At 67.9% G+C, this 13010-nt stretch carries 10 protein-coding genes and 2 CRISPR repeat arrays (1 of these 12 only partly in view); of the genes, 9 read left to right on the forward strand and 1 reads right to left on the reverse strand.

Going from position 1 to position 13010, the window contains the following annotated elements:
• Positions 1-1029: direct repeats of the CRISPR family, unit length 28 nt; unit sequence GGGTGACCCCCGCGCGTGCGGGGACGAC; it begins 216 nt to the left of the window's first position.
• 181 nt (positions 1030-1210) lie between these two features.
• From cas3 to ACFYTT_RS24055, 9 genes are all read left to right on the forward strand, one after another.
• On the forward strand, positions 1211-3988 hold the full coding sequence (gene cas3, locus ACFYTT_RS24015) for a CRISPR-associated helicase Cas3' (protein ID WP_387262386.1): 2778 nt from the start codon (positions 1211-1213) through the stop codon (positions 3986-3988).
• Positions 3989-4018: 30 nt separating this feature from the next.
• On the forward strand, positions 4019-5677 hold the full coding sequence (gene casA, locus ACFYTT_RS24020) for a type I-E CRISPR-associated protein Cse1/CasA (protein ID WP_387262493.1): 1659 nt from the start codon (positions 4019-4021) through the stop codon (positions 5675-5677).
• A gap of 30 nt (positions 5678-5707) precedes the next feature.
• Entirely contained in the window at positions 5708-6280 is a 573-nt protein-coding gene (gene casB, locus ACFYTT_RS24025; RefSeq protein WP_387262389.1) for a type I-E CRISPR-associated protein Cse2/CasB, read from the forward strand.
• A gap of 58 nt (positions 6281-6338) precedes the next feature.
• Entirely contained in the window at positions 6339-7526 is a 1188-nt protein-coding gene (gene cas7e, locus ACFYTT_RS24030; RefSeq protein WP_387262392.1) for a type I-E CRISPR-associated protein Cas7/Cse4/CasC, read from the forward strand.
• Positions 7523-8335: a type I-E CRISPR-associated protein Cas5/CasD gene (gene cas5e, locus ACFYTT_RS24035; protein WP_387262395.1), complete on the forward strand. Its 813-nt coding sequence runs from the start codon at positions 7523-7525 to the stop codon at positions 8333-8335. Before cas7e ends, cas5e begins: the two co-directional genes overlap by 4 nt.
• A 4-nt stretch (positions 8336-8339) precedes the next feature.
• Positions 8340-9071 carry a type I-E CRISPR-associated protein Cas6/Cse3/CasE gene (gene cas6e / locus ACFYTT_RS24040; RefSeq protein ID WP_387262397.1) on the forward strand — a complete coding sequence of 244 codons (732 nt, stop codon included), beginning with the start codon at positions 8340-8342 and terminating at the stop codon, positions 9069-9071.
• Between the two features lies 1 nt (position 9072).
• The gene (cas1e, locus tag ACFYTT_RS24045; RefSeq protein ID WP_387262399.1) at positions 9073-10065 is read left to right on the forward strand and encodes a type I-E CRISPR-associated endonuclease Cas1e; all 993 of its coding nucleotides are present in this window, start codon (positions 9073-9075) and stop codon (positions 10063-10065) included.
• Entirely contained in the window at positions 10062-10340 is a 279-nt protein-coding gene (gene cas2e, locus ACFYTT_RS24050; RefSeq protein ID WP_387262401.1) for a type I-E CRISPR-associated endoribonuclease Cas2e, read from the forward strand. The genes cas1e and cas2e overlap by 4 nt, the downstream gene beginning before the upstream one ends.
• Before the next feature lie 18 nt (positions 10341-10358).
• Positions 10359-11664: a CRISPR direct-repeat array (repeat unit 28 nt; unit sequence GTCGTCCCCGCACGCGCGGGGGTCACCC).
• Positions 11665-11756: 92 nt separating this feature from the next.
• On the forward strand, positions 11757-12188 hold the full coding sequence (locus ACFYTT_RS24055; protein WP_387262404.1) for a hypothetical protein: 432 nt from the start codon (positions 11757-11759) through the stop codon (positions 12186-12188).
• A 290-nt stretch (positions 12189-12478) separates the two neighbouring features.
• Here the strand turns inward: ACFYTT_RS24055 and ACFYTT_RS24060 are convergent, their stop codons facing one another.
• Positions 12479-12925 carry a hypothetical protein gene (locus ACFYTT_RS24060; protein WP_387262407.1) on the reverse strand — a complete coding sequence of 149 codons (447 nt, stop codon included), beginning with the start codon at positions 12923-12925 and terminating at the stop codon, positions 12479-12481.
• Positions 12926-13010 lie beyond the last annotated feature (85 nt).

A 13010-nucleotide genomic window follows, 5' to 3' on the forward strand; every position in this document is an offset into this window, starting at 1 on the left:
GCGGGTCTTGCGGGTCCAGACACGCGGGTGCCCCCCGCGCGTGCGGGGACGACAGGTTCGTTCACGTAGACGGATCCGATCACACAGGGTGACCCCCGCGCGTGCGGGGACGACCCCACGCTGTGGCCGGGCACCACCAGCAGCAGCGGGTGACCCCCGCGCGTGCGGGGACGACTGATCCATCACCACGGTCCCGGTCGACTCGTCCGGGTGACCCCCGCGCGTGCGGGGACGACATCGACCTCGCGCCGAACCGGGACTGGGCGAAGGGGTGACCCCCGCGCGTGCGGGGACGACTTAATCCACATCGAAAGGTCTGGCTGCTCTTCCGGGTGACCCCCGCGCGTGCGGGGACGACCACACGTGTGGACGGAGACAGCACACGTGTGGAGGGTGACCCCCGCGCGTGCAGGGACGACCACACCACGATGATCCCGGCCGAGCGGACCTCCGGGTGACCCCCGCGCGTGCGGGGACGACGCACACATCCCAGCCGGAATGGTCCGGGCAGCAGGGTGACCCCCGCGCGTGCGGGGACGACCGGTCGATGCCCTCGACCGTCTGCCCGGTGCCGGGGTGACCCCCGCGCGTGCGGGGACGACAGGCTCGACGCTGGCGGCCGGGGCGAAGCGGAGGGGTGACCCCCGCGCGTGCGGGGACGACGCCCTCCACCAGCAGACCAGCCCGCGCCAACAGGGGTGACCCCCGCGCGTGCGGGGACGACCCGGACCGGGCGCCGATCGTCGGCGGGCTGTGCGGGTGACCCCCGCGCGTGCGGGGACGACAACCCGACCACGTTGCCGGCCGCGTCGAGGATCGGGTGACCCCCGCGCGTGCGGGGACGACGTCATCGCCTTCGCGACGAGCGGGTGGACCTGCGGGTGACCCCCGCGCGTGCGGGGACGACGACCCGCTCGGCCGCGTACACAACCTCCAGACCGGGTGACCCCCGCGCGTGCGGGGACGACAGGCCGGCGAGGACGTTGTGGAGCAGGACCGTCGGGTGACCCCCGCGCGTGCGGGGACGACCCCTTGCTGACCTGGGCGTTTAGGTCAGCCGAGTGGCCGTTTCAATCACTTGGTTCGGCCTGGTCTGTCGCGATGTGGGTGTGGCGGGTGTCAACGAATCCTCTCTTGTGGCTGTCGGGGATCCGACTGGAGGCTGCTTTGTGTGCTGGGTTTGTCGGTGGCCGCTTCTACAGTCTCCCGCATGTCCTTGGACCGGTCACCCGCCTTGGGAGTGTGGTGGGGTAAGTCGGATGCTGGTGGGCGGCCGAATCTGCTGTTGCAGCATCTGCTGGATACGGCGGCTGTGGCCGAGTTGCTGTGGGATCGGTATCTGGCTCCTGGTACGAGGAGTTGGTTGAATGCGGTGTCAGGTGGTGCGGGGAGGACGTTCTTTGCGCTTGTAGCAGGACTTCATGATGTTGGTAAGGCGACGCCTGCGTTTCAGGCGAAGGTTGATGTGTTGGCGCGGAAAGTTCGTGCCGTCGGGCTTGATTGGCGCAGGCTTGATGCGGAGTCGGCGCGGTGGCACCACTCGGTTGCGGGTGCGTTTCTTCTCCGGTCGGTTCTGCCTGCGTTCGGCTGGAGTGCTTCGACGGTGGCGTGGGTGTGGCCTTTGGTCGCGGGACATCATGGTTTGGTGCCGGACTCCGAGAAATTGTTGGCTGGCCGGCGGCTCGGTAATGCCCAGGGCCGAGGGGAGAGCTGGCGGGTGGCTCAGGCCGCGTTGGTGCAGGCGGTGGCCGATGAGCTGAAAGTCGATCTGACGGAGTTGGGTGCTGTGGTCGCGCCACGTCGGGGTCAGCAGCTCAGTTTGTCTGGGTTGGTCATCATGGCTGACTGGATTGCCAGCGGGATGCCTTTCGCTGGTGTGGACGTTCTCGGTGAGGTGTCCATGGAGGCAGCACGGCGGCGTGCCCTGGCGGCGTGGGATGTGCTGGAGCTACGGGGCGGATGGGGCGCGGCGCCGTATCAGCATGTGGAGGATTTGGTGGCGGCGCGGTTCGGGAAGCCGTCGCGGCCTCTTCAGGTGGCAGGTGTCGAACTGGCGGAGGGGATGCCGGGGCCGGGTTTGCTGATCGTCGAGGCGCCGATGGGGGAAGGCAAGACGGAAGTTGCTTTGGCGGCGGCGGAGGTGCTTGGTCGCCGTTTCGGCTGCGACGGTGTCTTCGTCGGGATGCCTACGCAGGCGACCAGCGATCCGATGTTCGAGCGGGTTGTGGAGTGGGCGGGTGCCGTTGACACCGGTCTGCCGGTGGGTCTTCTGCACGGCAAGCGCATGTTCAACCGGCGCTGGAACGAGATGCAGCAGTGTGTCCATTTTGCCGGGGTGGACGAGTTTGGTTGCGACGACGAGTATGCCGTCTCGGACGGTGGCCGGTGGGAACGCCCGGAGCATGCACCGGCGGAGTGGTTCCTCGGACCTAAGCGCGGCATGCTCATGCCGGTGGTGGTCGGCACGATCGATCAGCTGCTGCACGCCGCGACCCGTACCAAGCATGTGATGCTGCGGCATGCCGGTCTGAACGGTCGTGTGGTGATCCTCGATGAGGTGCACGCGTACGACGTGTACATGTCGCAGTTCCTGTTCGAGGCGTTGCGGTGGCTGGCTGACGCCGGTGTTCCGGTGATCCTCCTGTCGGCCACCCTGCCTCCCGGTCAGCGGCACGACCTGATGCGGGCGTATCTGCAAGGGGCGACCGGCCAGCGTGTGGTGGACCTGTCCGTGGTAAGCGAGGCAGAGGGGTATCCGGTCTTCCACGCGCTCAGCGTGGTCGGTGGCACCGCCCGGCGGGACGTGCGGACGAGTGTTCCGTGGCGCCGCGCCGAGCAGGTGCGGCTACGGATCTTGGAGGAGGCGCCTGAGGACGGGCCGGAGCAGGTGGTGGGTCTGCTCGATGAGCAGCTACGCGACGGCGGGTGCGCGCTGGTCATCCGGAACACGGTGAGCCGTGCGCAGCAGACCTACGAGGCTTTGGTGGGCAGGTGGGGATCCGGGCAGGTGCTGCTGTTGCACGCCCGGTTGACCGTCGCGGAGCGCGCCGAGCGGACCCGCCGGGCCCTTGAGCTGCTCGGGCCGCCCGGCGGGCCGGTGCAGCGGCCGAAGCGGTTGATCGTGGTGGCGACTCAGCTTGCTGAGCAGTCATTCGATGTCGACGCGGACCTCCTCGTGACCGACCTCGCCCCGATTGACCTTCTGCTGCAACGGATCGGGCGCGTGCACCGCCACACCCGACCTGTCCGGCCGGCTGGACTGCATCCCCCGCAGGTGTTCGTGGCCGGGGTTCACACCGTCGCCGCCGGTCCGCCGGCGTTTCCGTCGGGCAGCATGTACATCTACGGCCGGCATCTGCTGCTGCGAAGCGCCGCGCTGGTGCTGGAAGGGGTGGACGGTCGGGGCTGGAGCATCCCGACAGATGTTCCCGACCTGGTCAGTCGCGGCTACGGTGACAGCGAACCCGTACCAGCGAGTTGGGGGAATTCGGCGGAGTCGGCGCGGCGCGTATGGGAGACCAGCGAGCGTGCCCGTCAAGACATTGCACGATCGTTCCTCCTCGCGGGGGAAGACACGCTGGGTACCCCGACGTTGGCGGGGCTACACGGCCGCGCGACCGGTGACCTACCCGACGATGACGCCGTCGCCGCCGTGGTACGCGACGGGACGGAATCCGTCGAGGTGGTCCTGGTGCGACAGGACGAGGGACGCTACCTGACCCTTGGCGGGCACAGCCTCGGCCCGAACGGCGACGCCAGCGACGCGGACATCGTCGAGGAGGTCGCGGGGTCGATGGTGCGCCTGCCGCCCCGACCGAACATCACCGCCGCAGCCAAGGCCGAGCTTGGTCCGCTGCCGGGCTGGTACGGGAACCCGTGGTTGCAGCGATGCCGTGCCCTCGTGCTCGACGCCAACAACTCGACTGTGCTCGCTGGCCGGCGGCTGACCTATAAACACGATCTTGGGTTGGTTGATGCTCCGGCGTAGCGCCACGGCAAGGACTACTTGGGAGTGCTGATGGACAACCCGTCCTTCAATTTGACGGACGACGCGTGGATACCTGTCGTCGCGCAGCGGGACGGTCCACCGACCGGGCAGCCCGATCACGGCAGCTTTCCGCCCGCTCCGCAGGTATGGTCCCTGGCTGACGTGTTGACCAGAGCGCACGAGATCGATGCGCTTGGACTGGCGAACCCGCTTGAGGTCGCCGCGGTACTACGTCAGGTGCTGTTGCCCGCTTACATCGATGCGTGTGGCGTGCCGCGTAGTGAGGAGGAGTGGCGCCAGCGGTGGATGGAGGGCGCATTGCCGTCGGCGCAGATCAAGGGTTATCTGACGTCCCGCCGGTCCTTGTTTGACTTGTTCGGTCCTCGCCCTTTTGGACAGGTTGCGGGGTTACGTACGCGTAAGGACGAGACCAAGCCGGTGTCGCTGCTGGTGGCGGCGATAGCGACCGGGAACAACGTGCCGATGTTCACCTCGCGCACAGAGGCGAACCCGCCACCTTTGAGTCCTGCAGAGGCGGTGAGGGCGATGCTGGCCGCGCAGTGCTGGGACACTGCGGCGATCAAGTCGGGTGCGGCCGATGACCCCCAGGCCGGCGCGGCGGGCAAGACCACGGGCAACCCGACCGGGCCGTGCGGTGCGTTGGGCATCGTGGTGCCGTTGGGACGCAACCTTGCGGAGACCATTCTGCTGAACACTCCGATCGTGCGGCACCCGCCGACGGACGATGTGCCGCAGTGGCGGCGCGAGCCTCGTCCTACGGGAGTGTGGGAGACACGCGGTGCACGTGGCCTGCTGGATTTGCTGACGTGGCAGTCACGTCGGGTGCGGCTGATTCCTGAACGTACGGCTGGCGGGGACGTGGTGGTGCGCCGGGCGGTGCTGACGGCGGGTGATCGGCTTCTGCGGGTGCCGCAGGATGTCGAGCCCCATACCGCGTGGCGGCAGGTGGACAAGCCGAAAGCGAATCAGCCGTCGGTAATGCCGGTCCGGCATGTGCTGGGTCGGGAGGCGTGGCGCGGCCTGGAGTCGCTACTGGCGACGATACCGAGCAGCGGCACGAAGGTCTTCAGCAGCAACCTGTTGGTACAGCTTCACCAGCTGAGGATGAACGGGCACATCCCGGCGGATGCGCCGGTGCAGGTGCTGACCGTCGGGGTGGCGTATGGCAATCAATCCGCTGTTGTTGAGGACGTGATCGCCGACGTGGTGCCGCTGCCGTTGACGGCCTTAGACCCGGACAGCGACGTGCGGCAGGTCGTGGAGACGGTGGTCGTGCAGGCGGAGGAACTACGCCGTGCGGCGAACCGTCTCGGCGATGACCTCCGTCAGGCTGCCGGCGGTGAGGCGTTGCCGTGGGACAAGGGACAACGGCTCGGCGACGGACTGATGTTCGAGTTCTCCCAGGTGGTGCGACGGCTGTTGGCGGGATTGCAGCGGCAGCCGCAGCGGTGGGAAGAAGCCGAGGACGCGTGGCGGCAGGCTGCACAGGAACTGGCGTTCGCGGCCGGTGAACGCGTACTGGCCGCCACGCCTCCGACAGCCTTCTTCGGTCACAAGAGCAGGGACAAGAAGTTCGACGGCAAGGACACGAAGCCGATGCTGCGGGCGAGCACGGCGGAATCGTCGTATCGCAGGACTGTCCGCAGGATCTTGGGTAGCCAGCCCTGAATCTGACCTTCTTGGTCGAGAAAGGCATGTATGAGCACGACCAGCGATCCGTCGGCGCCTGCACGGCGTCAATTCTTTTGGGAGAAGAAATTCCGGGGCGCGACGCCGGACGGCCGAGACTTGGCTGCGTTACGCAGCGGACTCGGTCGCGGCGCCGGTGACGTACCTGCTCTTTGGCCGTACTACACCCGGCTGCGGGCGAACGGGTATGTCAGTCAGGAGTTGCACGCCGAGCACGCTGCGCTCGGATTGTTTGCGGTGCATCAGCAGTCCCAGCCGACATTGATGCACCATCTCGGGGTAGGGCTCGGGACCGCCATGAGCACCTTGCGGATCAGCGGGAAGTTCAGCGCCGACGCGGTCGATCGGCGGTTCGCCGCTGCTGCAACCGCGACGAGCTTCATCGAGGTGACGCTGCATCTGCGTGGGCTGGTGGCCCAACTGCGAGGAATCCGTCAACCGATGGACTACACGTCACTGCTGTTTGACCTGCGTGACTGGCAGGACGACGACAAAGCCCACGCGGTACGCCGACGGTGGGGATCCCAGTACTTTACCCACCGCGACCAAGCCGAGCCTCCCCCGGACAGTCCGTCTGCCTGACCGGTGCGGCCTTCCGTCCCTTCCTGAAACTGTTCGTTGGATTCTTTGAGGAGAACTTATGAGTGACCGCCGTACCTATATTGATGTGCACGTCTTGCAGACGGTGCCGCCGTCGAACCTCAACCGTGACGACGCGGGTAGCCCGAAGCAGGCCATTTACGGTGGCGCGCGGCGGGCGAGGGTGTCGTCGCAGGCGTGGAAACGAGCCACCCGGAAGGAGTTCAAGAAGCAGCCCGACATCGACCCGAGCCGGCTCGGCACCCGCACGAAGCGGGTGTCCACGCTGCTGGCCGCGCGGTTGGCCGCGCGTACCGGGCTTGATCACGAGGCTGCGACGCGGCTGGCCAACGCGTTGCTCGCACATGACCTGAAGGTCACGCCGGGCAAGAAGGAATCCGAGAGCGCCTACCTGCTGTTCTTCGGTGTCAGCCAGCTCGACGCGATCATCGGTCTGGTCGCCGACCGGGCTGCGGAGTTGGCCGCATTGGCCGACGATGCGCTCAGTAAGACAGTCGCGGACCTGCCCGTCCGGGAGCAGTTGAGGGTCGGTCACCCGATCGATGTGGCATTGTTCGGCCGGATGGTCGCCGACATCAACGCCCTCAACGTTGATGCCGCCGCGCAGGTCGCTCACGCCCTGTCGGTTCACCCGGTCGAGATCGAGTTCGACTACTTCACCGCCGTCGACGACGAGAAGCCCGCAGACGAAGACGCTGGCGCCGCGATGATCGGCACGGTGGAGTTCACGTCCGCCACTCTCTACCGGTATGCCACGCTCAACGTCGTACAACTGTCCGCTAACCTCGGCAACGACATCGCCGCCACCGAGGACGCCACCCGCGCGTTCCTGCAGGCGTTCGTGAGATCGATGCCGACCGGCCACCAGAACACGTTCGCCCATCGCACCCTGCCCACTGTGGTCACCTTCGCCGTCCGCGATGACCAGCCGGTCAACTGTGTGTCCGCGTTCGAGAAACCCATCCGCAGCAAGGACGGCATCGCCGCCCACGCCGCCGTCCGCCTCGCCGAGCAACTGAGGTTCTCCAGCGAGAAGTGGGACATCACACCGCTGTCGGTGGCCAGTGTCTACGACATCGCCCTCGCGGAGGCCGCTGCAAAGCGAAGCGAAGAGCAGGAGAAGAACAGTGACCTCCTGACGCGGTGGCTCGGGCAGCCCAGCGGGCTGCCGGAGGCCATCGACGCGACCGTGTCCGCGGTGCGTGCCCGCTTCACGGAGGTCCGATGACCGCGCCCGCGGTCAGCCTGGTGTTGCGGCTCGCTGGGCCGCTGCAGTCGTGGGGCGGACGCGGCGAGTTCAACCGCCGCGACACCCTCGACGAGCCCACCAAGAGCGGAATCCTGGGACTGCTCGCGGCAGCGCAGGGCCTCCGCCGACAGGATCCGATTGAGAATCTACTCACGCTCGCCCTGGGTGTGCGTACCGACCAGCCCGGCAGTCTGTTGCGTGACTACCACACGGTCAGCGACCCGCTCGGACGTCCGTTGTTGTCTGCGTCCGTGAACGCCAAGGGCCGCCAGAAGCTCACCTCACCGCCGAAGTACACCCACGTCACCCAGCGGTTCTATCTTCAGGACGCGGTGTTCGTCGCCGCTATCGGTGGCCCGCCGGACCTGCTGCGCACCCTCGCCGACGCACTGCGCCGCCCCGCGTTCCCCCTTGCACTCGGACGCAGATCCTGCCCACCAGCCCTCCCGCTGCTCCTGCAACAGGAGGAGGACACGGCAAATGCCGACATCTGGGACGGCAGCCCCGGCGACGTCCTCGCCCAGATTCCGTGGCAGGCCAGCGACCACCACCGCAACGACATCGCCCGACGCTTCGACCGTCCGGCAACCGTGGCGCTGCCTGCCACCGTCGATGACACCGCCGGCACAGACGTCCGTGTCGACCTGCCCCGCTCGTTCGACCCCCTGCGCCGCGGCTTCGACACTCGCCGTGTCCGGCAGGACTGGGTCCGGCTGCCTACCGGCTGGTCAGGCAGCAACTCACCAAACGACGAACCCCACGACCCCTTCGCGCTCCTCGGGTGGTAGCCGCATGCCGTACCTGTCCCGCATCCTGCTCAACCCGCTGCGTACCCGCACCCAGCAGATGCTGCACAACCCGCAGACCCTGCACGCCGCCGTCCTTGGCGGCCTCAGCCGCCAACCCGTCGACGAACGGGTGCTGTGGCGGCTGGAAACACCCCACCGTCACCAACATGCCCTACTGGTACTGACCCAGTCCATCCCGTCCTGGGAACATCTCATCGAACAAGCCGGCTGGCCATCCGCCGACGAACCGCAGGCCCTCACCAGGTCGTATGAACCGTTGCTCGCCCAACTCCAGCGAGGCCGCCGTTTCGCGTTCCGCCTGAAAGCCAACCCCACCATCAGCACGAAAAAGCCCACCGCCCCGTCCAAGGCTCAAACGCTTCACCTCGCCGGTGAACGCCCCCGAGGCGTACGCGTCGCCCACCGCAAGCTAGCCGACCAGATGACCTGGCTCGTCGACAAGCTGGCCCGATCCGGCTGCACCATCCCCACCGATCTGGTCAACGACAACGAGGTTCCCGCCGTGCGCGCCAGCGACCGGCAACCACTCCGCTTCCGCAAGCACGGTGCCAAAGAGGGAACGCAGGTCATCCTGGAAAGCGTCACCTTCGACGGCATCCTGCACATCGACGACACCGACCAGGCGCGTCAGGCGTTGCTTGGCGGGATCGGCACCGGCAAGGCATACGGGTTCGGGCTGCTGACCCTCGCCCCACCAACTCCAAGCGAGTCCTGACATGTGGTGGCTGGCCGACCCCAAGGACCTGCACCGCATCAGCGACCGCCTGTCCAGCGTCTACGTCGAACGCTGCCACGTCGATCGCGCTGACAACGCGGTCGTCCTGGTCAACAGGGAACGCACTATCCGCGTGCCGGCCGCGATGGTCGCCACCCTGCTCCTTGGCCCCGGCACCCGCATCACCACCGCCGCCGTGCGCCTTCTCGCCGACTCCGGCACCGCCATCTGCTGGGTCGGCGAACGCGGAGTACGGCTCTACGCCAGCGGTATCGGCCCCAGCCGGGGATCCCAACTCCTGCTCCGCCAGGCATACCTGGTCACCCGCACCAAAGAACGCCTCGCCGTCGCCCGGCGCATGTATGGCATGCGATTCCCTGACGAAGACGTCAGCACCCTGAACATGCAACAACTACGCGGACGCGAAGGTGCTCGCGTCAAGAAGATCTACCGTCTCCACGCCACGCGCACCGGCGTGCCGTGGGACGGCCGCCTCTACAAGACCGGCCAACCCTTCGAAGCAGGCGACGACGTCAACCGGCTCCTGTCCGCCGGACACAGCTGCCTATACGGCATCTGCCATGCCGCGGTCGTCGGCCTCGGTGCCAGCCCCGCCCTCGGGTTTGTTCACACCGGCGGCGCCACCTCGTTCGTTCTCGACATCGCCGATCTCTACAAGGCCGAGTACACGATCCCGATCGCATTCGACCTCGCCGCCCGTGGACTCACCACCGAACGCGATGCCCGCACCACCTTCCGCGACCGCATCGCGGAAGGCAAACTGATGAGCAGGATCGTCCGCGACATCAAGACCCTGCTCCTCGACGCAGACACCGAGGAACCCATCGAAGACGCCCACGAACTGTGGGACGACGAGCACGGCACCGTGCCGGGCGGCATCAACTGGGCTGACGAATTCGCCGGCGGGTTCGACGAAACATCGTTCGTCGGGGTGACCGGCCCGGATGTGGCAGAACCCAAGGTGGACTTTTGACTGTCGTCGTCCTCATCGCCGTACCCGAAGGACTTCGCGGACACCTCACCCGCTGGATGATCGAAATCGCCGCAGGCGTCTTCGTCGGCAACCCCAGCGCCCGCGTACGAGACCGTCTCTGGACCCTGCTCGCCACCCGAGTAGAGGACGGACAAGCCGTCATGGTCGAGCCCGCCCAGAACGAACAAGGATGGGCAATCCGCACCGCAGGCCGAGACCGCTGGATGCCAGTCGACCTCGACGGACTAATGCTGGCTGCCCGACCTCGGCGATAAAACCCCAGGTCAGCAAGTGTCGTCCCCGCACGCGCGGGGGTCACCCGTCCGACGTCATGTCGATCGACTGCATCTACGGGTCGTCCCCGCACGCGCGGGGGTCACCCGGCCACCCCGACCACGCCGCCTGCGGCGCAGGAGTCGTCCCCGCACGCGCGGGGGTCACCCCCTGGGCCTCGCCGTCGGGGTCGACGTGCTCCCGTCGTCCCCGCACGCGCGGGGGTCACCCGGCAGGTCGGCTCCTGCTTGAGCAGCACCTCCGGTCGTCCCCGCACGCGCGGGGGTCACCCCCCGATCGGGCTGGTGATCATCGCGATTGTGGCGTCGTCCCCGCACGCGCGGGGGTCACCCCGACGCCTGGGACCGTCGGCCGCCGGTGAGGTCGTCGTCCCCGCACGCGCGGGGGTCACCCCGGCACACCCGCACACGCCTGAACAGGAGGTCCGTCGTCCCCGCACGCGCGGGGGTCACCCGTCCGTGGGCTGCTCCGCGCCGTCGATGGTGGCGTCGTCCCCGCACGCGCGGGGGTCACCCCCGACCCGAGGACTCAACGGTCGTCGAGGCCTTGTCGTCCCCGCACGCGCGGGGGTCACCCCTGGCCGGGCGCCGTCCTGTGGTCGCTGGTGCCGTCGTCCCCGCACGCGCGGGGGTCACCCCTCCGGTTACCGGGAGGGGTCACGCACCAGCTCGTCGTCCCTGCACGCGCGGGGGTCACCCCCGGTGGCGCCGGAAGGCCGCGATGCTCGCCCAGTCGTCCCCGCACGCGCAGGGGTCACCCCAGGGCGGTGTGGGTGAGGGCGCGGTGCCCGTCGTCGTCCCTGCACGCGCGGGGGTCACCCCTTCTCGGCAGCCAGGCGCCGGCTGTCCGATGGGTCGTCCCCGCACGCGCGGGGGTCACCCGTTCGCGGCGTTCCACTGCATCAGGTCGATGTCGTCGTCCCCGCACGCGGGGGTCACCCGTACGGCATCCACGCGGTCCGGACCGCCATCGTGTCGTCCCCGCACGCGCGGGGGTCACCCCCACCGGTCGCCGGGCAGCAGATCCGGCAGGTCGTCGTCCCCGCACGCGCGGGGGTCACCCTGAACACCATCGTGATCGCCCAGTGCGGCGTCAGTCGTTCCCGCACGCGCGGGGGTCACCCCTGCGAGCGATGCGGAGGCGGCACGAAGGACCTGTCGCCCCCGCACGCGCGGGGGTCACCCGGGCGGAGAGGTCTACCGGGACCCGTGGGGGCTGTCGTCCCCGCACGCGCGGGGTCACCCGTGCCAGGCTCCGGCCAGTGCGCCGAAATTGAGGTCGTCCCCGCACGGGAACAGATCAGCGAGCCGATCGCCGAACGCCTAGACGGGCTCGTCGATGGCCTGGCACCGACGGGCCACGAGGCACTACCGGATGCCCGCGCCGAGGTGCTCGCCATGGCATGGGTCGACCTGGCACGTCAGCGCCTACCCCGTCTTCAGGGCGCCGTCGACCGGCTCGGCTCGGATAACTGCGCAACCGTGATGGCGCGAAAGCCGCATCAGTTCTTCGTGCGCCACGTTCCTCTGCTCCTCGCCGAAGCGGGTGGATGGAGGCAAGCCGAGTACGTGACTCGTCTGGCGGTCATCCCCTACGGACCCCTGCTCGACACCGAGCTGCTGGAGCAGACGCTGACGAACTGGGCAGCGAACAAGCAGTGCCGTACCGCTGGAGACATGTTGCAGCACGCTGTCGATCTCCACCGCGCCACCAGCCATCTCGGCGCTGCTGGAGAGGCCGAGTGGCGGCGCTTCCTGAGCACGGTCCGGACCTTGGAGGACGCCGAGAGCTACTACCGCTACGTAGAGCTTGAGGCGGCCATGGCCTAGCCACCTTCGACACGAACTGGCGGGGATACCTGTTGCGGTCGTCGAGGACGGCGAAACCGAAGCGATGGTTCGACAGGTCGGCCGGCGTATTGGCGGTCGCGGGCCGGGCCGACGGCCTTTCGAGCGATCGCGTCGGCGGGGGAGTCAATAGCGGCTGGCGGCCATAGAGCGTGTCGGCCGCGCCGATGCGTAGCACGGCGGGCGCATTGCTGGTCAGAGCGGCCACGGGGGGAGCCGCTCTGACCAGCAGTGCCCGTACGGTACGTGCCGCTGTGGTTACAGGCAACGGGTCAGGGGTGTTCGGATCCTGAGGTCGGTGGGTGTTGGGTTTGTCCCGAGCGGGCGGCTTCTTCGACGCGTAGGAGGTTGTCGATGATTTCGGCGAGTCCTGCGCGTGAGGCGGGGGAGAGTCTGGTGATGGAGCGGGTCATGACCCGTACGTCGCGGCTCTGCTCGTTGGCGTCGTCTTGGTCGCCGAGGAGGTATCCGGCGGGTACGCCGAAGAACTTCGCGAGGGCCTGGAGGGTCTTGGCCTTCGGGTTGGGGTTCGGTGAGCGGAGAAGGCTCTTGATGCCTTCGGCGGTGATGCGGTCGCCTGCGGCGGTGAGGGCTTTGGCCACCTCGGTTTCGGTGTAGGGGCCTCGTCCTTCGGGTGCGTTGTTGAAGAGTTCGCGCAGCCTGGTGTGGAGCAGGTTGGGGCTGGCTGTCGCGGGTGGAGTGTCGTGTGGTGACGTCATGGCATCCCCCAAGTGCAACTACAGTTGGCTAGTTTTCGATCTGTAGTTGACGCCTGTCGCTGAGTCGTGCTTAGCTCTCCGTGTT

It is taken from the genome of Micromonospora sp. NPDC003816, from assembly GCF_042874705.1.
Lineage (GTDB): Bacteria > Actinomycetota > Actinomycetes > Mycobacteriales > Micromonosporaceae > Micromonospora.

Coding starts and splice junctions, on each gene's coding strand:
- cas3 (WP_387262386.1), top strand. CDS start 1,211: ATGTCCTTGGACCGGTCACCCGCCTTGGGAGTGTGGTGGGGTAAGTCG.
- casA (WP_387262493.1), top strand. CDS start 4,019: ATGGACAACCCGTCCTTCAATTTGACGGACGACGCGTGGATACCTGTC.
- casB (WP_387262389.1), top strand. CDS start 5,708: ATGAGCACGACCAGCGATCCGTCGGCGCCTGCACGGCGTCAATTCTTT.
- cas7e (WP_387262392.1), top strand. CDS start 6,339: ATGAGTGACCGCCGTACCTATATTGATGTGCACGTCTTGCAGACGGTG.
- cas5e (WP_387262395.1), top strand. CDS start 7,523: ATGACCGCGCCCGCGGTCAGCCTGGTGTTGCGGCTCGCTGGGCCGCTG.
- cas6e (WP_387262397.1), top strand. CDS start 8,340: ATGCCGTACCTGTCCCGCATCCTGCTCAACCCGCTGCGTACCCGCACC.
- cas1e (WP_387262399.1), top strand. CDS start 9,073: ATGTGGTGGCTGGCCGACCCCAAGGACCTGCACCGCATCAGCGACCGC.
- ACFYTT_RS24055 (WP_387262404.1), top strand. CDS start 11,757: ATGGCATGGGTCGACCTGGCACGTCAGCGCCTACCCCGTCTTCAGGGC.
- ACFYTT_RS24060 (WP_387262407.1), bottom strand. CDS start 12,925: ATGACGTCACCACACGACACTCCACCCGCGACAGCCAGCCCCAACCTG.